Genomic DNA, 20,919 nt, shown 5'->3' with positions numbered 1-20,919 from the left:
CTAAGTATTAGTTACCTCATTCCAACCTGAATGGCTTATTTTCTATCTGCTGGTGTAGTTTTCGCATTTTTATGGGTAGTCGTACGAAGAAGCGCCCGCTCAGAAAGCTATTGGCGATGGATGCGTTGGGAAAGCTCTTCATTGACTCCCGACCGGGTTCGCCCGCACATTGAAAAGCATTTTGACTACTACCGTCGCCTTCCTGCTGGCTTCAAGATTGAATTCGAGAACAAGCTGATAGAATTTATAGACCGCAAGGATTTCACTCCCCGCCAGATGCAGTCGGTAACGGAAGAAATGAAGGTGCTGATCTCGGCAGCGGCTACCCAGCTCACTTTTGGCCTGCCTGATATCTATCTCGAAAACTTCAGCAGAATATTAGTCTACCCTGACGACTACTACAGCACCATTTTCAAGCGCTACCATCGGGGCGAAGTGAACCTGGGAGGGGGGATCATTGTGCTTTCCTGGAAAAGCTTTGTGAGTGGCTATGCCGATGGATCTGATGGCCGCAACCTGGGCCTGCACGAAATGGCTCACGCTCTGAAGCTGGAGAATGGAATCTTTAACCAGGAGTATAACTTCTTTGACGAAGGAGTGCTTCAGGAGTGGACCACTATTGCCCGCAACACCATCGGCGAAATACGGGAAGGAACGGAGACTTTTTTTAGAAGCTATGGAGGGGTTTCCATAGACGAATTTTTTGCCGTGGCCATAGAGAATTTCTTCGAGAGGCCAGTCGGTTTTCATCAGGAGCACCCCAGGCTTTACAAGTTTACAGTGCTTTTGTTAAGGCAGGACCCCATCAGGTTATTATCTTTGGCGCAATGATCTGGAAAGAACTCCTCAACAGCCAGCGATTCGGCGCCACCAAAAGCATCAACTTCGACCCTGCCCGCAGTCCTTTCGAAATGGACTATGACCGCATTATTTTCTCCTATCCTTTTCGCAGGCTGCAGGACAAAAACACAGGCCAGGGACATTACCGCATTCAAAGCCTTTAAGTCAATCTTGCTATTAGAACGAAACTCGATTGGCGTGGATCTGTGGTGATCTCAGCTTTTCTCTGGCTTTCATACTGGAAGCTTTGACAATTACTATACCCTTACCTAAAGTGCCAAGGCACACAACCAGTTGGTTCGATTCACCAGTAGGAATGAATTTGGCGCTGGAGATGACGGCGTTAATTTTTAGGTCATAGCTGTTGAACGGGGTGATAATTTCAATGAAACCTTCACTAGAAGTTAGTAGAATACTTTTTTGATTTAAATCTATTGCGGTGAGCCAAGTGAAATATCTTTTCCTTTTGAACAAGAGATAGTCGGTTTTTATGCTCGTCATTTGGCATTTCCCGTCATCACCAACTGTTACTATTGCGTTTCTTTCTTTGTCTATCTTGACCTCACGAATTTGTTTAGAGTGGCTTTTTGTAGTTCGTAACAGCTGACCATCAGACAGCTTTCTGAAGGACAGTCCCCCCTCAATGTCCGAAACAACAATGAGGTTGAGTGAGTCACTAACATCCAGGGAGGTGGCTGAAAATTCGCTTGCGGGCAGGTTGTAAATCAGCCGGGAGCTTTTCACACTAAATAAGCTGACAGAATTGTCGTTTAGCAATACGGTTATGGAGTCTTGATTGGCCCAAGCGGTTTTTAAAACTGGAAGTTTATCTTCTGTGTTCAGGGTTTGCTTGAGTTCCAGCGAAGGGAAGCTTCGTAGCTGGACTTGCCCTGACGATGTGCCGCAAGCAAGCGTTGAGTTATCTGGGGAAAGTGAGATGCTGGCACTCGCTCCATCTATTTGTTGTGATACTAAAAGGCTGTTGTTGGATACTTGCCAGGTCTGTAAGATGTATTTCTCTGTGAGAGCCAAAATGTATTCGCCTTTGTCGCCGACTACGATTTGCTGGATGCTTTCATTGGAGCTGCCGATGGTCTTATATTTTTTTGATTGCCCAAAAAGAGAACTAGTTGTAACGAGATAAACAACCAGTAATATGGAAATTCTATTTTTTGCCCACATCAGAAAAGTTTTTTAGTTAATAGTCCTCTGTAAAACATTCCCATCTCTGTCTTAGTAAAGATTGCAGACGTGTCATCATAGAGTTTGGATTTTAAACGATGTTTCGTGACACCATAGGTTAATTGAAAGCCAAGCCTATTGGTTAAAGCAAGCTCAAGGCCGAGTCTGGCTCCATAGCCGAAATTGAAAGCTTTTGATGTTGTTTCTTCAAACGACTCTTTTTCACCGAAGGGGAGGTAGGCTAGCGTGGTTGCTATCGAACTATTTACCTGAAAGACTTCAAGGAACGGTTTGAATCTATTTCTAAATCCGACCCTTCTGTAAGGTAAAAATACCCTCAAAGAAGGGATCAGCGATTTGATAGTAGAATTTGCCCCCTCGTAAGTTTGTGCATCGCCAGGGTGGCTCCAATCCGAAAAATGTACATTGTCTCCTGTTAGTCCGACGGCCAAAAAAGGTGAAAGGCTATAATTCACAAAGAGAGAGGCGCTTAACAATTTGTCATAATTCGAAAACAAAGCCGGTGTAAAGTACCCACTTGAGGCAGTATTTGCTGCCCCGCTGCTGCTACCCCATCCACCACTCAGCCCAACAGCCAGGTAGTTGTCCAAAACCAGCTTTTGTGAGTAGGTACACGAGCTATAAAGAACACCTACCAAGAAAAAAGCGAGCTTAAAATACAGACGGGTCAAATTCCCAAATTTCATTTGAAAGGTAGGTTGGTCCATAACTTTTGTATCCCCCAATAATATATCCTTTTTTGTTGACGGTAATTCCAATGGCGTTATATACCCTGTTTGTTCTGTCGACCAGCGTCATACTCGGCAATTGCGTCCATAAATAATCTGTAGGATCAAACTTCCAAATCTGTTCAGGTAACCCCGTCCCTCCTGTTACATAAGCGACATTGTCTATTACCAATGCACTTACACTGGCGGCGGCATATAGAAGTGGCAAAGCGCCAAGGTTCTGCCATGTATCAGTTTTGGTATGATACACCCAAAAATCTTTCGGATTAATACTTCCAAGAAACCCACCTCCTACAAATATATCCTTCCCAATTACGAAGGAAACCAGGCTTTGGCGTGCCCTACCCGGGTAACTGGTGATCGAATCCCATTTTTGTGTTATTGTACTGTATCTCCAAATATCTGCATGAGATGAGTAACTGTAGGCAGATGAGCCGGAAAGACCAGTGCCAAAATAGATATCTTCGTCGACTACAACGGCAATGGCATCATATCGGGTGCCAAAGGGTACGTTTGATAGCTGGAGCCAGCTGTCCGTGGCGGGAGAATAGCTCCAAAAATCCCCTAGACTGGCTTTTTTTTCAGTTTTACCACCTATGACAAAGCCTTTATCTCCTATTGCTGCTGACGAAGCAGAAGTTCGTGCTACGCCTGGGAAAGTCGCTTTTTTTGAGTTGCTGCCATTTTCGTCAAACTCCCAAAAATCGTTATTTGCTTTGAAGTCTTGTTGCATGATGCTACCAATCCCAGCATACATCTTATTGTTGATAGCAAAGCCAACGCCATTCGCAATTTCGCCTCCCGGAAATGTTCGATCTGATGTCCATGGGCTAATAATTTCTATTGAGTCAGAGGATGGGATTTTGGTTTGACTTACCCAGGGAGCATCTATTGTGAACTTGCCGGGTGGTGTTGAATAATCGATAGCTACAACTCCTGAGGTTGGAGATGTCGACGTTAGTGTTGAAGGTGTATTGCCGATTAACACTCCGGCTATTTTGTCAAGGTATTGGCCGGTTACAAATATTTTCTCACCAGGAAACGCTTCTTTTGGGGTAAACGAAAGCACTTGAGGCCCAGCAATTTCATAATCCTTGAGCAGCAAACCTGCGGAGTTATATTCGCTATCGAAAAACTCAACACTGATTTGTGCGGGGCCGACAAAGGAAAAGTCATATGGAATTTTGAAACGGATTTCGGTAGGTGAATAAGCGAAGTGATAGCCAGAAATGTCATTTGAAGAACCATTCGCTATGAGCGAAAGTTGCATATAATATTGCGGCGCATTCTTACACCATAGTTGGACATCATCATTGGCCAAGCCTTTGATAGGGGAAATGCTATCGATTTGGAATCCTTCCATCATAAAGGAATCTACCGATTGTGTCCTATGGTTCCCCACTTGTACGAAAAGAGGGTAGCTGCCTGAAATCATTGTGCCATTTCCCACCCTAACAGTCAGTTCAGTTCTACTGGCCTTAATTATCTCGCAATTTAGTGCGCCGATTTTAACGAAGTTTTCTGCCAGAGCATCGCTGAAGAAATCTCCTTTGATAGTCAATTCCGACCCGTAAGTGCCCTCGTTGGGTTCAAAACCTGTAATTACTGGAGCTCGCCCGCCGAGGCTCTTAAAGGTGACCATATCTCCATAGATTACCGACCCCGAGGTTTGCATGAACGCCCGTAGATAGTAGGTGGTATCTTTTCTCAGTCCGGCGCTATTGAGGTACTCGAACTCTCCAATTGTCGGTGGTTCGCCGAAAAACTTTGCGTATCCATCCACAGTTGGATAGACTTCTTCTGACCACACAAAGCCGTAATCAATTACCTCTTCCAAGCCAAGCTGTGAGATATTTCCCCGAAACGTGGCACCTTCAGCGGAAATGTCGGTCACAGCACCGGTTCTAATAATCGAGATATTATCAATCTTCTCTTCGCATGCCCCTGTTAGAAGGCCAAGTAGGATCCAGACAACCGCAATAGAAACAACGGCTTTAGTATTGCGGATCATATTCCCAAATGGTGTTCTGGTTGATCAAGAGAAGCTTATTTCCATTTTCAATTATCGCCTTTCCCTTTAACAGGCTTATAGGAATATCTGGAAATTCGGAAGGCGTCAATTCCAAACTGGTTTTGTCAATTTCGTAGATTCGAGAATTGCTAGTCCCGTATTCGTTAGCAAGGATGTATGATTTTCCATTGTAGGGCACATGTTGGATATCTGAGAGGAAATCCATGTCTTTTTTGGACCATTCTAAGGTTTCCAAATTAAAATGCCATAGGGGTTCTGGTGCCGGCTTACCGTCATAATTGGCTACCGTATAGAACAACTCTCCATAACTGATGAAGGAAATCGCAAAACTTTGGGATCGGTAATTTGTCTCATGTGTAAAAGGGGCCAGAAAGGACCAGCTTTCAGTGGTGGAATCGAACTTCCACAATTCAAACTTACCAGTAAGGGAGACTCCATCGTGGCCAGCCCACATAACATACCCGTAGTCTCCAATAGAGTAGCTTGCCATGGTGATGCCGGCATTTGGTATAGATGTTTTCTGCTCCCAGGTATTGGCGGCAAATGTATATTTGTGAAAATTCTTGATTGGAGGGTTGACGACACTTTGTTCACCCATATACATGGCTCCATCAAAGTGAAGTACAAAAAAATTCTTCCCATTGCCACTTTCGCTCACTGCTGGTAGTTCGCTCCAAGAGTTGGACGCAAGGTTGTATTTCCAGAAAGGCCCCCCATCTGATGGATTATACTGATAGATGTCTCCAAAGTTGAGAAAACTACGGCTTCCGTAGCTTGTCTTAGTCTTTGTGAGGGGCACATAGGAGGTTGTTATGTCAAAATCGCCAATTTTTCCAGCCATATTTACACTAAGTTGAATACTATGGGACTCAGCGTCTGACGGAAAATTGAAACTCAGTTCTTCATGGGAATTTACTGCTACTGTGCCATTATTAATTCTTATGCCGTTCACATAAAGCTCAAAAGCTGATCCGCCCATTGGGAAGTTTCTACCAGTGATCAAAACCTTGCTGCCAGGTAGGAGGCCTGAGGAGGGAATAATTGATTCAATAAAGGGCTTGGGAATATTAAGCAATACATTATTTGAATTATCGTTGTTCACCGTAACACCAATTTTTGGGGCATACCCCACGTATTGGGTAGGAATTTTCGCAAGTATTCTTGTTGTGCTTGATTCAACTTTCTGGACTTCATAGTATCTTATTGGATCGCCTTCAAAATATAGCCTTACTGAATTTTCGTTAATGTCAGGTGCAAAATACTTTCCTGTAATTGTGACGGTTTCGCCATATGTCGCAGACTCAGGATCTACCATTTTAATTATAGGAGTCGCCCTGAAAAATTGTTTGGCGGCTGTAATAGTTCGATCACCAATTACCACTTTTACATCCTGAAACCCGACTGTGAGACCATTTGGGACTTCGAAGGTTATTATGTTCAATGAGTCATTGACGGTTACGGCATTTATTTCGACATCATTAAAGTAAACTTTGGTAAAGTTTTTACTGAAAAGGCTTCCTGTGATTGAGAAGGGTACACCATAATTTGCTGAGTCTGGCTTAAACCCGTTTATCAAAGCTGATTCTAACTCGAAGAAGCCGTTTGATTCGCCAGAGTTTCCAGCTACGACCACTTTGATTTTGCCGATAGAATTAATAAAGCTTTGTGGCACGACAATTTTTAGCAGAGTATCTGAATTAAAAACAATCTGCGTTTCGACATCTTCCAGGAGAACCCGATTTTTACCAGAGACCTGGCTAAAATTCTTTCCTTTGATTTGGATAGTGTCACCCCAGGTGCCAGTTTTTGGTTCAAAGTCTTCAATTGAAGGTGCTTTGCTCCCCAGGCTTACAAATTCCTGAACCGGGCCATATACTGTGTTTTCTGCACTCTGGGCATAGGCTCTTACATAATGTGTTTTGCCTTCTTCAAGGGACCTTTCAATTTTGGCTGAAAATGTTCCAGTATTTGATCTACTACCCAGCGAAACATAGTCGGTATTTCCCAACTGCTGGCTTGGAGCATCACTCCAGACAAACCCATAGTCGATAACTTCTACCGAGGTGAAGAATATTTCTCCGTTGAAGGTAGCCCCACCTGACGTAATATTGGAAACGGGGTGTGTAAGAACCCGAGGGTAGGCCCGTGGAGTTATTTTCTCCTCTGTACAGGTTAAGAAAACTGTGGAAATGGTTATAAAGGAGATAGTTCTGACAATCTTCATCATAATCAAATGGTTAATAGGTTATCCCAACAAGCAGCCCAAAATTCGTGACGTTAGAATCCTCGGCAAAGTTCACAATTTTAAACACCGTTGCCTTTTCAAAATATCCTTCTGCGAACACACTCAGTTTTCTCAATATCCTCCTTTCGTAACCTACACTTACCCAATATCCAGTGAGATAAAAGCTTTCTACCTTGCTTTTCTCTAAATATGTTTGAACATCACCGTTGGTCAACATTTTCTCTTCAATTGTTTTACTGAATGTTCTGCTGAATGCAGAAACAGAAATGCCTCCTTTTATATAGGGAGTTGCTAGTTCGGACAAAAGAGAATATTTCACACCAAAAGGGATTTTTAGAAAGCTGGAATTGATAATAATATCCTTATTAGACGTAATAGACCCTTCTTTTGAGGTGTATAGACCCTGGTAAATCGAACTTGTAAATAACCCACTTGCCACAATAGCGATCTTCTCATTTAGGCGAGGGGAATTTACGGACAAGCCAAGCCCATAAATAGCATATTTGGCAGGGTTAAGCATACCGGCCGGATATCCAGGCAGGCTTAGGAGTGAATTATTGAATCCTGAGGCCAATGATAATCTTGGACTTATCCATGGTAAGCTGTTCTTTGGAATAAACACTTCACTCCCTGAGCAAGCATTATACTTCTCTATCACATCGCTTATTTCTCTCTGGGTGTATCGCACTTTTGACAGGTTCTCCAACATGCAATCACTTGTAAGTAAGTTGAGTATGCCGATGTAGCTTTTTCCTTCCTGAACGAATGCTCTGTTGCCAATTTCAACTCGCTTCTGTTCTCCCTTATCGAGCCGAATAAGAGTATCCTTTTTTACAAAAAAATAATGTTCATATGCGTAAAGGCTAAGCTTTCCACTTTGCACCAGTTCCAGAAAAACGGATTCGGGCAATTTGGTCGCTGACGAACTAAATGATTCATAAAACCGGCTATTTATGAATCCGTAGCCCTTTATTTCTTGAGGTTTGTATAATTTTACTGCGGAGCGTCTGTTTTCCCTGAATTCGCAGATTTCCAAATGGCTGTAATTTATGAAGCCATGGAGGGTGTCGCCTTGTAACCTGACGACATATCCCGGGCGAAAATCTGGTTGCGCCAGAATCGGGCTGAATGAAATAGTAAGGCCTGCCAAAAGGCCGAGAGAAAAGAAGCTTTTCAAGAATTGATTCATTGATTAACAATATAAAATTGACTGAAATATATTGAAACGTTAACGATTTTTATGTAGTAATTCTTCATTTAATTGTAAATACGAGCCTCTACTAAATGATCTGGAAAGAACTCCTCAACAGCCAACGCTACGGCGCCACCAAAAGCATCATCTTCGACCCTGCCCGCAGTCCTTTCGAAATGGACTATGATCGTATTATTTTCTCGTATCCTTTTCGCAGGCTGCAGGACAAAACGCAGGTATTTCCTTTGCCCGACCACGACTTTGTGCACAACCGGCTTACCCACAGCCTCGAAGTGTCAAGCGTGGGCAGATCGCTGGGGAAAATGGTGGGTGAAAAGATTCTGGAAAGAGAAAAAGACCTTGCACTCACGGCGGCTGACTTTGGCTCCATAGTGGCTGCTGCCTGCCTGGCGCACGATATTGGTAACCCGCCGTTCGGCCATTCTGGCGAAAAGGCCATTTCTGAGTTTTTTCTCAATCATGTCGAAGGAAGGATATTCGAGTCGAAAGTAACAAAAGCCGAATGGGCTGATCTTGTTTCATTTGAGGGCAACGCCCAGGGGCTTCGGCTGCTTTGCCATGCTCAGAACAAAGGGCTGCGGCTCACACATGCTACGCTGGCGGCATTTACCAAGTACCCCTGCCAGTCGTCATTTGAAGGGAAGAGTAAAGAGAAAAAGAGCCAGAAGAAATTTGGTTTTTATCAGACAGAGGCAAGCATCTTTCAGGAAGTAGCAGCAGCCACCAGCCTGAAAGAAGAAATAAAAAACACAGCCTGGGCCAGACACCCGCTGGTGTACCTGGTGGAAGCGGCTGACGACACCTGCTATCATATCATCGATCTGGAGGATGGGTGCCGGCTTGGTTGGGTGCGGTACGAGGTGGCAAGAGACTTACTGGCTGAAATAATAGGCGACGCCTACAAACCGGAGAAGCTGGATGACCTGGAAACTGTGGAGGAAAAGATGGCGACGCTCAGGGCGCTGGCCATCAACGTGCTGGTGGGGCAGTTAACAAAAGCCTTTCTGGATAACGAAAAGGAAATCCTTGACGGCACATTGAACACTGACCTGTTTTCGCTGGTGCCTTGCAGTACTACTTTGGTAAAAATCAGCAAACTGTCTGTGGCACAGATTTACCAGTCGAGGCAGGTAATCGAAAAGGAAGCGGCAGGGTTTCAGGTAATCTCAGGTTTGATGGAGGCTTTCTGTAGCGCTGCCTACAAAGTTCGTTTTGACGACAAACCAGGCTATAGAGACCAGCTCGTATACAAACTCATGCCGTTAGACATTCTTTTGGGCATTCAAAAGTCAAAAACGACCTATCAACTCCTACGAACGGTGCTTGATTTTATCTCTGGTCTCACCGATGGGCATGCACTTTCCCTGTACCGAAACCTGACCGGCATATCGCTGCCAGGAATAAGATCGTAGAAATAGGAAAGGAATAATGACCCTCAACTACCTTAGAAAGATTATTTCATTACATTTGTGCTCCGTTTGGAAATGTGGACCCAGTTAGCACATATCATCCTGAAATTCAGGCTTCCCCTTCTTATCATTCTGGTTATCCTTACAGCCTTTTTTGGCTATCAGGCCCGGAAAGTTGAGTGGTCGTTCGATCTTGCCAAAACAGTTCCGGATACAGACCCCGACATGGTCTATTTTCAGGAATTCAAAAAGCTGTTTGGTGAAGATGGAAACATGCTGGCTATTGGCGTAAAAGATAGCGCCATCTACAAGGTGGAGAACTTTCAAAAGTTCAGGTACCTGGCCGACGAGCTGGCTCGCATCAACAATATCACAAACGTACTTTCCCTTCCCAGCCTCCAGCACCTTGTAAAGAACGATGAAAAAAAGCGGCTGGAAATGAAGCCGTTTTTCACGAGCATTCCTGACACGCAACCAGCGCTCGACTCTATGTTGCGGGAGGCTAACCAAATCAAAGTTTATAGTGGTCAGCTAATCAATCCTGACAATGGAGCCACGCTTATCATGGTGTCCATCAACAAGGAGATTCTGAGCACAAAAAACCGTGATGGTGTGGTGGGCGACGTGCTGATGGTGGCTCAGCTATTTGAAGAGGAAACGGGCATCAAGCTGCACTATGCCGGCTTGCCCTACATCAGATTTATTAACACAAGCAAGGTAAAAGCCGAGCTCCAGCTATTTCTGGTGCTTTCTATCATTGTTACGGGCATCATCCTTTTCTTTTTCTTCCGGTCATTCCAGGCTGTGCTTTTCCCGCTCATTCTTATTGGCACCATGATCGTATGGGTGATGGGAACGCTGTCTCTCTTCGGCTATAAAATCACCCTGCTTACGGGGCTCATTCCGCCGATTATTGTTGTCATAGGTATACCCAACTGCGTGTATTTGCTCAACAAATACCATCAGGAATATGCCCTGCATGGCGACAAAATGATGGCCCTGTCGAACATGATCAGGCGGATTGGTATTGTGACGTTGATGACCAATTTCACCACGGCCATTGGGTTTCTCGTGCTTCTTATTGTCGACATTGTGGTGCTTCGTGAATTTGGAACTATTGCCGGCATCAATATCATGTCCACTTTCATCGTGAGCATCGTATTCATCCCGACGGTCTTCTCTTATTTGCCGCCACCTAAAAAACGCCACCTGAAGCACCTGGACATGAAGCCGCTGGCTAAGCTGCTATATGGGATAGATCTTCTGGTGCACAGGCACAAATACAAAGTGTTTTTGTTTTCAATAGTATTGGTAGGGGTGTCGATATTTGGAATGACTCGTATCAGAGCAGTTTCGCATATGATCGATGACCTGCCGGACGATAGCCCCGTTAGGTATGACCTGGCTTTTTTCGAGGAGAATTTTAGTGGTGTAATGCCACTGGAGCTCTTGATTGACACGGGCAACAAAAAGGGAGTACTCAACCTGAATAACCTCAGGAAAATTGATCAGCTGGTCAATTTCCTTGATAGCATACCTTACATCTCTCAGCCGGTTTCCATCGTAAGTTTTGTGAAGGCTGCCAGGCAGGCTTTTTACAATGAAAACCCAGCGTTTTACTCGCTGCCAACCAGCCGGGATCAGGCATTTGTCCTTCGCTATCTTCAGGGTGAGGCCGGAATGAGTTCAGGCCTGGCAAGTAACTTTATAGACTCAACCGGTCAGATAGTCCGTGTGTCAGTGCGCATTGCCGATGTGGGATCGGATAAAATGGACAGCCTGGTCACTCAGGTAATAGAGCCGAAGATTACCGATCTTTTTGAAGGAACAAAAATGTCGGCCACCATCACAGGTACTACATTGCTTTTTATAAAGGGCAATAAATTCCTGATACAAAACCTTATCAGTAGCATGGTACTGGCCTTTTTCGTCATCGCCATTGTGATGGGGCTGCTTTTCAGAAACCTGCGGATGATCATTGTTTCCCTGATACCCAACTTTATTCCGTTGATCATTACGGCGGGAATCATGGGTTATTTTGGAATACCGCTAAAGCCAAGCACCGCCCTTATTTTTAGTATTGCTTTCGGGATATCGGTTGATAACTCCATCCACTTCCTGGCCAAGTACAGGCTGGAATTGTTTGCTAACAATTTCTTTGTGCCAGTGGCTGTGAGCAAAAGCATTAAAGAAGTGGGGTCGAGCATGATCTATACTTCGATCATTCTTTTCTTTGGCTTCGTAATATTTGCCTTTTCAGAATTCGGCGGAACAGTGGCGCTCGGAACGCTTACCTCTACCACTTTGTTCTTTGCCATGTTTACTAACACCATCTTGCTGCCGTCTTTACTGCTGCGATTCGATAGCGGCAAGAGGAACAAAAACGAGCATTTGCTTATTGATAGCTATAGCGATTTTTACACGGAAAATGACGACGAAGAAATTGACATTGACCGAATTAAGCTGGAAGAGCTCAATAGCAAAGAAACACAATCGTAGTACTTAAAGATTGAATTTTCAGGAGAAGATCATGACGAAAGCTGTGAAATACAGAGAGTATAAATCTATAGACTTGGCCAAGGTAGCTTCCGAAGTGCTGGAAGACTGGAAGCAGAAGAAAATATTTGAGAAATCTGTAAGCTCAAGAGAGGGCCGCCCGACTTTTACTTTCTACGAAGGTCCCCCGTCGGCCAATGGCACACCAGGTATTCACCACGTGATGGCGAGGACGGTGAAGGATATTTTTTGTCGTTACAAAACGCAGCAAGGCTTTCAGGTAAAAAGAAAAGGCGGTTGGGATACCCATGGTCTGCCTGTTGAACTTCAGGTAGAAAAAGAGCTGGGCGTCACCAAAGATGATATCGGCAAGAAAATATCAGTTGAGGAGTACAACCAGAAGTGCCGTGAGGCGGTGATGAAGTTCAAAGGGCAGTGGGACGACCTCACTGAGAAAATGGGCTACTGGGTCGATTTGGACAACCCTTACATCACCTTCGAGAAAGACTATATTGAGTCTGTCTGGAATTTATTGCAGAAGTTTTACGACAAGGGCCTTCTTTACAAAGGCTACACCATACAGCCGTATTCCCCGGCAGCAGGCACCGGTCTAAGCTCTCACGAGCTGAACCAGCCCGGCACCTACAAAATGGTGAAGGACACCACGATAGCGGCGCAGTTTAAAATAGAGGGAACGGAAAATGACTACTTCCTGGCCTGGACCACCACCCCGTGGACTTTGCCAGCCAACAACGGTTTGGCTGTGGGTAAGGAGATCGCCTACGTGAAGGTGGCCACTTTCAATCAGTATACTTTTGCGCCGGTAAATGTGATCCTGGCAAAAGATAGAGTCAGCGCTTACTTCAATCAGAAGGCCGCCGACCTAAAGCTTGAGGACTATAAGCCGGGTGACAAGTTGATTCCTTTTAAAGTGGTGCAGGAGTACAAAGGCAAAGAACTGGCCGGCATGGCCTATGAGCAGCTCGTTCCTGTGGTGAAGCTGGAAAAACCTGCTTTCACCGTGGTGATTGGCGACTTTGTGACGACCGAAGACGGCACAGGCATCGTGCATATCTCCAAGACCTTTGGTGCGGATGACTTTCGAACTTCGGTGCAGAACAACCTGCCCGGAGTCTTTGTGAAAGATGAGGGTGGCTTTGAAGTGCCTATCGTTGACAAGAAAGGAAAGTTTGTTGATGAGGTAGGTGCCTACCTGAAAGCCAAGATGAAGGAGTGGGACATCACCGCACACAAGGAGTATGACGAAGACGGATTTTATGTAAAGAACTATAAAGAAGAGGACGAAAGCGACCCGAATTTCAAATCGACCGACGTCATCATTTCTATCATCCTCAAGCAGGAAAACAAAGCCTTTAAGGTAGAAAAGTACGAGCACACCTATCCGCATTGCTGGAGAACGGACAAGCCGGTGCTTTACTATCCTATGGATTCCTGGTTCATCAAAACCACGGCTTATAAAGACAAGCTCGTGGCGCTGAACAACACCATCAACTGGAAGCCGCAGTCGACAGGAACAGGCCGCTTTGGCAATTGGCTGGAGAACCTGGTGGACTGGAACCTGAGCCGCAGCCGCTTCTGGGGCACGCCTTTGCCTATTTGGGCAACAGACGACAGGTCGGAAATGAAATGCATCGGCTCATTTGCTGAGCTCAAAGCAGAATCGGAAAAGGCCGTAAAAGCTGGCCTGATGAAGGCACCCGTTGCCGACGATATGGATCTGCACAGGCCTTTCGTGGATGATGTGGTTTTGGTAAGCGACAGTGGTCGTCCCATGCGTCGGGAGACTGACCTGATCGACGTTTGGTTTGACTCAGGCGCTATGCCCTATGCGCAGTGGCACTACCCATTTGAAAACAAGGAAGTATTTGAAGCCAACTATCCTGCGGACTATATCGCAGAAGGTGTGGATCAAACCCGTGGCTGGTTCTTTACACTCCATGCAATAGCAGGTATGCTGTTCGACAGTGTAGCCTTCAAAAATGTGATTGCCAACGGCCTTGTGCTGGACAAAAACGGCAATAAAATGTCGAAGCGCCTGGGCAATGCTGCCGACCCTTTCCTTACATTGGAGAAGTACGGTGCCGATCCCACCCGCTGGTACATGATCACCAACGCAAATCCGTGGGACAACCTCAAGTTCGATATCGATGGAATAGTAGAAGTACAGCGTCGTTTCTTTGGAACCTTGTACAATACCTACAATTTCTTTGCCCTCTACGCCAATCTGGATGGTTTTAACTACAGTGAGGCTGCCGTTCCTTTGAATAAGAGGACAGAGAGCGACCGGTGGATTACCTCTCGCCTGAATACGGTGAAAAAGCAGGTGGCAGAAGCTTATGATGACTACGAGCCAACGAAGGCTGGCCGGTTGATTCAGAATTTTGTTGTGGACGATATGTCCAACTGGTATGTGCGCCTGAACAGGAAGCGTTTCTGGAAAGGTGAGTACAACGAAGACAAGAAAGCGGCTTACCAAACGTTGTACGACTGCCTGGAGACAGTAGCTCGCCTGGCAGCGCCGATTGCTCCTTTTTATATGGAGCGTGTTTTTGCTGACCTTAATAAGGTGTCAGGAAGGGAAACGGAAGAGTCAGTGCACCTGGCAGCGTTCCCTAAGGCCGACGAGTCGGCCATTGACAAAGAATTGGAAACGAAGATGGCGTTGGCTCAGGAGGTATCGTCTTTGATTCACTCGCTTCGTAAAAAGCAGATGATCAAGGTACGGCAGCCACTGTCAAGAATTCTTATTCCTGTGCTGAATGCTTCTACCAGGCATTATATCGAAGCCGTGGAAGATCTTATTTTGTCAGAAGTAAATGTGAAGGCGATAGAGTATATAGACGATACTTCTGGAATCCTGGTGAAAAGCATCAAGCCGAATTTCCGTAAGCTGGGTCAGCAGCATGGCCCGATTATGAAAGATATAGCCGCTGCTGTAAAGGAAATGACACAGGAAGATATCGTCAGCCTGGAGGGTACTGGCAAATTCTTGCTGAAAACAGCCAAAGGCGACATTGAGCTTACGCCGGAAGATTTTGAGATTTCTTCAGAGGACATCCCTGGCTGGTTGGTTGCCAGTGAAAATGGCCTGACTGTCGCCCTCGACATCACCATTACCGATGACCTGAAGAGGGAAGGGATCGCTCGTGATCTTGTGAACAGGGTACAAAACCTGAGGAAAGACATGGGGCTTGACGTACAGGACAAAATCAGGTTGTCGGTTAAAGAAAGTGAAAAAATGGTAAATGAGGCTTTGATTAGTTTCAAAGACTATATTTGTAGTGAAACCCAGGCCCTTTCGCTTGAAATGGTGGGAGATCTGACTGACGCTGTTGTTTTGGATATGGATGAGTTTAACCTCGAAGTCAAAGTCACCGTTTAAAGAGATCAATCGTCGAAGCCAACACCAAACATTGTAAACTAAGGACAAAGTGAAGTATTTTAAATATTACCTACTGGCCATTGCAATGATCATTTTGGATCAGGTAGTTAAGTTGGCAGTACACTTCAATATGGAAATGGGCGTGGCCGGGCAGATTTACCTCCTTGGCGACGTATTTAAGCTTCACTATCTCACCAACCCTGGCATGGCCTTCGGCATGCAGCTGGGCAGCGAAAACGGCAAACTTATTCTTACTGTTGTCAGGCTCATAGCCATGGTCGTGATTGCTGTTTATCTCTATAGGCTGGCAAAAAAAGAAGTACACAGCGGCCTTCTATGGTGCGGTGCGCTTATACTTGGGGGAGCCATTGGTAACCTGATCGACAGTGTTTTCTACGGAGTTTTTCTTAACAACGCTCCTTACGACGCACCGAATCCATGGTTTCACGGCCAGGTAGTTGACATGTTTTACATCGACATCTGGGAAGGCAGAATCCCCGAGTGGGTGCCTTTGTTTGGTGGAGACTACACAGCGTTGTGGCCCGTTTTCAATGTCGCAGACGCCTCAATTTTCGTTGGTGTGGCGATTATTATCATATTCCAAAAGTCATTTTTCAAAGAAGCCGAGCACGAAGAGCATGATGCTACCGAGGACTCTCAAACTTCCATTGTGGGGCAGGTTCCTTCTGATGACGACGAAACAAGAAATGCCCAGTCGGTAGGGTAAGCTGCAGGGGATGGTCTCACGCAAAGGCTTCTAAGACGTAAAGAAGACTTTGAAATCATTTCTTTGGAGTGATGTTTCAATTTAAGTTGCCAGTGCACGACTTTAACTCGTGCTTCTGCAAGTAGTTCGCAAATAGTCGACAAAACATGTAACTTCAGTCTTCCCCAACCTGTCAAACCAACGTAACGTTAATACAGGTATGTCGAGCTTTTCAAAAGAGGTCAAACTTATTGCGGTCTGGCTTTCTGCCATTATCGTTTTCCTCACAGTCCTTTTTCTGGTCAATCAGGTCTATCAGATTTATCACCTGGCGCTTGGTGTAAACGAAACTTTCGGAAGGGTGGTACTTGTTGCCCTGATAGCCATTTCCGCAGGCATTCTGCTGGTGCCTGTTTTTCTCTTTTTGCGGTTGCCGCAAACCCTCACACCTCCTAAAGAGGAAGACCAAGTCCCCAAACATAAAAGGAGAGTATTTCAACGGATTAGAAAAAATAAGCTGTTGATCGCCGAAGGTCTCGTTCCCGCCTCTGAGGATCAATTGGAGGCTTCGCTAACCCGACTCAATGAGGAGGCAGACAAGATTATCAAACAAACGGCGCTGTCAGTATTCCTTACTACATCCATCTCTCAAAACGGACGGCTTGATGCCTTCACCATCCTTTTTACTCACTCACGCATGGTGTGGAAAATTTGCCATTTGTACCACCAGCGACCAGGCCTTAGAGATCTCGCTCATCTTTATGCTAATATTGGTGCCACCACTTTTCTCGTATCCGAAATTGAAGACCTCGACATCAGTCTACAGCTCGAGTCGCTGCTGTCGGGTGTAACTAAAAGCACCTCATTCTCTTCTATTCCAGTGGTGGGCCCCACAGCAACGCTGGTGATGGATTCACTTTTTGAAGGCTCCACAAATGCCTTTCTTACCTTACGAGTGGGCATCATTGCCCGGCAATACTGCAGCTGTGTAACCACCTGGGATAGCAAAAAGGCCAGGAAAAATGCTACCCTTGGAGCCGGAAAAATGTTGAGCCAGATTGTGACCCAGGGATCAACAAAAGTTGTGGGAGGGATACTGAAAGCGGCCAAAAACGCTGGATTTCAATCCATCAAATCGGGTGGCCAGGCCATAGTGAAAGCAGGCACCAAAATCACAGAAGGAGTTTCATCCGCTGCCCGAAAAGTCAATCCTTTCGGAAAGAGAAAATCAGAAAGCGAAGAAGTAGACCAACAGAAATAGCGAGCATGCTTTGGACGGCATTTTGCTTCGATGTATTTTGAAGACCTATTTTCAGTTAATTCAACCTATTCAACAAACCTGGAACTTAATCCATGGAAACATCTTTCAAAAACAGAGCTATAAAAGCTATCTTTTTCTTGCTTTTAGGGCTTCTGCCCTCACTTTTGGCCCAAAGCCAAACTGTTGACTTAAATTCACAGATCCCAGTCGATAAAAATGTCAAGATCGGCACGCTGAAAAATGGAATGAAATACTATATCCGACACAACGACCGTCCCGAAGACCGGGTGGAGTTGCGGTTGGTAGTAAATGCCGGGTCGATTCTGGAGGATCCAAGCCAACTCGGCCTTGCGCACTTCACGGAGCACATGGCCTTCAATGGCACAAAGAATTTCAAGAAAAACGAAATCGTCAATTACCTGCAATCTATAGGTGTGCAGTTCGGTGCAGACCTCAACGCTTATACCAGCTTTGACGAAACGGTCTATATCCTGCCGATACCCACAGACGATGAAAAAATTGTCAACCAGGGACTTCAGATTCTGGAAGACTGGGCACACAATCTCACTTTTGAAGGAGAGGAAATAGACAAAGAGAGGGGGGTGGTGATTGAAGAGTGGAGGCTTGGTCAAAGTGGTGAGCGCCGCATGCTCGACAAATACCTGCCGGTGATTTATAAGGACTCGAGGTATGCGGAACGCCTTCCAATAGGCACCAAAGAAAACCTGGAGACCTTCCCGCATGAAGCGATCAAGCGGTTTTACAAAGACTGGTACCGTCCTGACCTGATGGCTGTGGTAGCAGTAGGCGATATTGATGTGGCAGTGATGGAAGCCAAGATTCAAAAGTACTTTGGAAGGATACCTGCGGCTAAAGGCCCAAAGAAAAGGGAAGAGTTCAAGGTGCCAGACCATTCCGACACCTATGTTTCGGTGCTGGCTGACAAAGAAGCTACTTTTGCTCAGGTGCGTCTGTATTTCAAAACCGACCCTGAAGAGGAAACAAAAGCCAGCGACTACAGAGATTTTCTTGTGGAAAGAGCTTTCACAGGCATGTTGAATAAGCGGCTACAGGAGCTAACGAGAGAAGCTGAGCCGCCATTTGTATACGCAAGTACCAGCCATGGTGGCACCTGGGCAAGAACGAAAGATGCGTTTCAGGCCTTTGCGGTGGCAAATGAAAAAGACATAAAGGGCGGGCTGCAGGCCATGATTACCGAGTTGGAGCGGGTTCGTCGGCATGGGTTCACTTCAGGTGAGTTAAAACGCTACAAGCTCGACTTGCTGAAATCATACGAAGTAGCCTATAACGAAAGAGACAAGTCGGAGTCGGAGAACTATGTAGATGAATATGTTAACAACTTCCTCGAAAAGGAGCCAATACCAGGCATTGAGTGGGAATACAACTTCGCAAAAGTGTATGTTGAAGGGATAGGTCTTGATGAGGTAAATGCGCTGATCGAAAAATGGATCACAAAGGATAACAGGGTGGTGGTGATCACCGCACCTGACAAGGAGGGTGTGGTGCTACCAACTGAGGACGAAGTGAAAGGCGTGCTCAACAGGATCAGGATATTAAAAGTTGATCCTTACGAGGACGAAGATTTTGGTGAGAGCCTCATGACCACCTTGCCCAAGCCAGGCAGCATTGTGTCAGAGAAAAAGAACGAGGCGCTGGGTGTTACCGAGCTCGATCTTTCGAATGGAGTAAAGGTGTTTTTGAAGCCGACCGACTTCAAGAACGACGAAATAGTGATGACTACCTGGAGTCCGGGGGGACACAGCCTTGCTTCCGATGCCGACTACCAGTCTGCTTCTAATGCGGCCTCTTTGGTGGATCAGGGCGGTATTGCCGACTATGACATCACCACCCTGCAGAAAGTTTTGGCTGGTAAAAGCCTCGGCGTCACGCCATTTATCAGGGAGTTAAGTGAAGGTGTGCAGGGAAGTACCACACCTGCCGACATGGAAACGTTCTTTCAGTTAACGAATATGTATTTCACGACTCCAAGAAAGGACGAAAAAGCGTTCCAGTCATTCATCACAAAGAATAAGTCCATTTTGTCCAATGTGATGGCCAATCCACAGTACTACTTTGTGGATCAGGTGCAGCGAACACTTTCAAACAACAGCATCAGGGGTGGAGGTTTTCCAACAGAAGCTGACTTGGATCAGATCGACTTAGATAAAGCGTTCGCCTTTTATCAGGACAGGTTCAGTGATGTGAGCGACTTCACTTTCTTCTTTGTGGGAGCATTCAAAGTAGATGAGATCAAGCCCATGCTGGAGCAGTACATTGCCAGTCTGCCGGCTTCCGGAAGAAAAGATGAATGGAAGGACGTTAGTCCTCGCCCCCCAAAGGCACCTTTGGAGAAAATAATCAAAAAAGGCGTTGACCAAAAAAGCCAGGTGATCATGTACTGGGATACCGAGCAGCCTTTCGACCGGAAGCAGTCTTACTATCTGTCGAGTTTTGGAGAAGTGATGACCATTAAGCTGGTTGAGTTACTTCGTGAGGAAAAGGGCGGAGTGTATGGCGTAGGTGCCAATGCCAATGCTGAGAACATGCCTTACGATCACTACACCTTTCAGGTGAGCTTCCCTTGCGGGCCAGAAAATGTGGAGGAGCTGGTGAAGGCTACTCTGGATGAGTTGAAGAAGCTTCAGAGGGAGGGTATTAGTGCCGAAGACTTGAAGAAAATTAAGGAAGGCCAACGTCGGGAGATCGAAGTGAGCCTAAAAAACAACAACTTCTGGGCCAGCACGCTGCGGACTTATTACTATCAGGGCTGGGATCCTGAAGGTATCTTAAAGGCGAAAGAAAGGATAGAAAGTCTGACTTCGAAAGACATGCAGGAAGCGGCTAAGACGCTGATCGATCCCGACAAGTATATCAAGCTGGTGTTGATGCCGGAGGGGGAGTAAGCTGTAAAAAACTTTGTGGGGCATGGCCGAGCCATGCCCCACTTTTGTCTTTATTTTTTAGAATTGCCCAAATTTTTATGAAGTATGTGCTCCCTTGGCCACGTAGTCGTATGCTACTGAGTTGTGCGAAGCCACAAAAGGAATTCGAATCTGTCCTTTGAGATACTAACCGAACAAGCACCAACGACAACATCCAGCACGTCTTCAAACCCCACCGTGAGTACATCTACATTACCAAATACTGGGATCAGGACTATAACCTGACCTCGAAGGAGCGGATTTGGATGATGGCAACCATGCACTGGGCTTGCTTGTAACCAGACTGAGACCCTCTTGGAATCCCCTCCACAAAACTTAAATTTACCATCAGCATACCACAGCCTGTTGGCAGACATGGCTAGGGGACTGCAACGGAAATGCATAAAACTCCTACACCAAAACACAACGCCCTGTTTTGCC

At 45.7% G+C, this 20,919-nt stretch carries 13 protein-coding genes; 8 read left to right on the top strand and 5 right to left on the bottom strand.

Going from position 1 to position 20,919, the window contains the following annotated elements; genetic code table 11:
• The first annotated feature begins 30 nt into the window (after window positions 1-30).
• Together ACMVP2_RS09355 and ACMVP2_RS09350 are read left to right on the top strand one after the other, a co-directional pair.
• Window positions 31-831, top strand: coding sequence for a zinc-dependent peptidase (locus ACMVP2_RS09355; RefSeq protein WP_339795000.1), 801 nt, complete (start codon window positions 31-33; stop codon window positions 829-831).
• Window positions 828-1,004 carry a hypothetical protein gene (locus ACMVP2_RS09350; RefSeq protein ID WP_416867516.1) on the top strand — a complete coding sequence of 59 codons (177 nt, stop codon included), beginning with the start codon at window positions 828-830 and terminating at the stop codon, window positions 1,002-1,004. Before ACMVP2_RS09355 ends, ACMVP2_RS09350 begins: the two co-directional genes overlap by 4 nt.
• Window positions 1,005-1,017: 13 nt before the next feature.
• Here the strand turns inward: ACMVP2_RS09350 and ACMVP2_RS09345 are convergent, their stop codons facing one another.
• From ACMVP2_RS09345 to ACMVP2_RS09325, 5 genes are all read right to left on the bottom strand, one after another.
• Window positions 1,018-2,022, bottom strand: a complete 1,005-nt coding sequence (locus tag ACMVP2_RS09345) for a WD40 repeat domain-containing protein (RefSeq protein ID WP_416867515.1) — start codon at window positions 2,020-2,022, stop codon at window positions 1,018-1,020.
• On the bottom strand, window positions 2,022-2,498 hold the full coding sequence (locus ACMVP2_RS09340) for a hypothetical protein (RefSeq protein WP_416867514.1): 477 nt from the start codon (window positions 2,496-2,498) through the stop codon (window positions 2,022-2,024). The genes ACMVP2_RS09345 and ACMVP2_RS09340 overlap by 1 nt, the downstream gene beginning before the upstream one ends.
• Window positions 2,499-2,694: 196 nt before the next feature.
• The gene (locus ACMVP2_RS09335) at window positions 2,695-4,782 is read right to left on the bottom strand and encodes a kelch repeat-containing protein (protein ID WP_416867513.1); all 2,088 of its coding nucleotides are present in this window, start codon (window positions 4,780-4,782) and stop codon (window positions 2,695-2,697) included.
• On the bottom strand, window positions 4,766-7,030 hold the full coding sequence (locus ACMVP2_RS09330; protein WP_416867512.1) for an IPT/TIG domain-containing protein: 2,265 nt from the start codon (window positions 7,028-7,030) through the stop codon (window positions 4,766-4,768). Before ACMVP2_RS09330 ends, ACMVP2_RS09335 begins: the two co-directional genes overlap by 17 nt.
• 10 nt (window positions 7,031-7,040) lie before the next feature.
• A complete protein-coding gene (locus ACMVP2_RS09325) occupies window positions 7,041-8,237 on the bottom strand; it encodes a hypothetical protein (protein ID WP_416867511.1) in 1,197 nt (398 codons plus the stop codon).
• A gap of 95 nt (window positions 8,238-8,332) precedes the next feature.
• Here ACMVP2_RS09325 and ACMVP2_RS09320 point away from each other — a divergent pair, with 95 nt between their 5' ends.
• The 6 genes from ACMVP2_RS09320 to ACMVP2_RS09295 all read left to right on the top strand — a co-directional run bounded on the left by ACMVP2_RS09320 (window position 8,333) and on the right by ACMVP2_RS09295 (window position 20,460).
• A complete protein-coding gene (locus ACMVP2_RS09320) occupies window positions 8,333-9,673 on the top strand; it encodes a deoxyguanosinetriphosphate triphosphohydrolase (protein WP_416867510.1) in 1,341 nt (446 codons plus the stop codon).
• Window positions 9,674-9,745: 72 nt separating this feature from the next.
• On the top strand, window positions 9,746-12,169 hold the full coding sequence (locus tag ACMVP2_RS09315) for an efflux RND transporter permease subunit (protein WP_339794464.1): 2,424 nt from the start codon (window positions 9,746-9,748) through the stop codon (window positions 12,167-12,169).
• Between the two features lie 31 nt (window positions 12,170-12,200).
• A complete protein-coding gene (gene ileS, locus ACMVP2_RS09310; RefSeq protein ID WP_416867509.1) occupies window positions 12,201-15,569 on the top strand; it encodes an isoleucine--tRNA ligase in 3,369 nt (1,122 codons plus the stop codon).
• A gap of 49 nt (window positions 15,570-15,618) precedes the next feature.
• Entirely contained in the window at window positions 15,619-16,296 is a 678-nt protein-coding gene (locus tag ACMVP2_RS09305) for a lipoprotein signal peptidase (protein ID WP_416867508.1), read from the top strand.
• A 199-nt stretch (window positions 16,297-16,495) separates the two neighbouring features.
• Window positions 16,496-17,536 (top strand): DUF697 domain-containing protein, encoded by a 1,041-nt coding sequence (locus ACMVP2_RS09300; RefSeq protein WP_416867507.1) that lies wholly within the window; start codon window positions 16,496-16,498, stop codon window positions 17,534-17,536.
• A gap of 245 nt (window positions 17,537-17,781) precedes the next feature.
• On the top strand, window positions 17,782-20,460 hold the full coding sequence (locus tag ACMVP2_RS09295; RefSeq protein WP_416867506.1) for a M16 family metallopeptidase: 2,679 nt from the start codon (window positions 17,782-17,784) through the stop codon (window positions 20,458-20,460).
• Window positions 20,461-20,919 lie beyond the last annotated feature (459 nt).

The sequence above is a fragment of the Imperialibacter sp. genome (genome assembly GCF_048007035.1).
Classification (GTDB): Bacteria; Bacteroidota; Bacteroidia; order Cytophagales; family Cyclobacteriaceae; genus Imperialibacter.
This window is presented reverse-complemented; position numbering and strand designations above follow the sequence as displayed.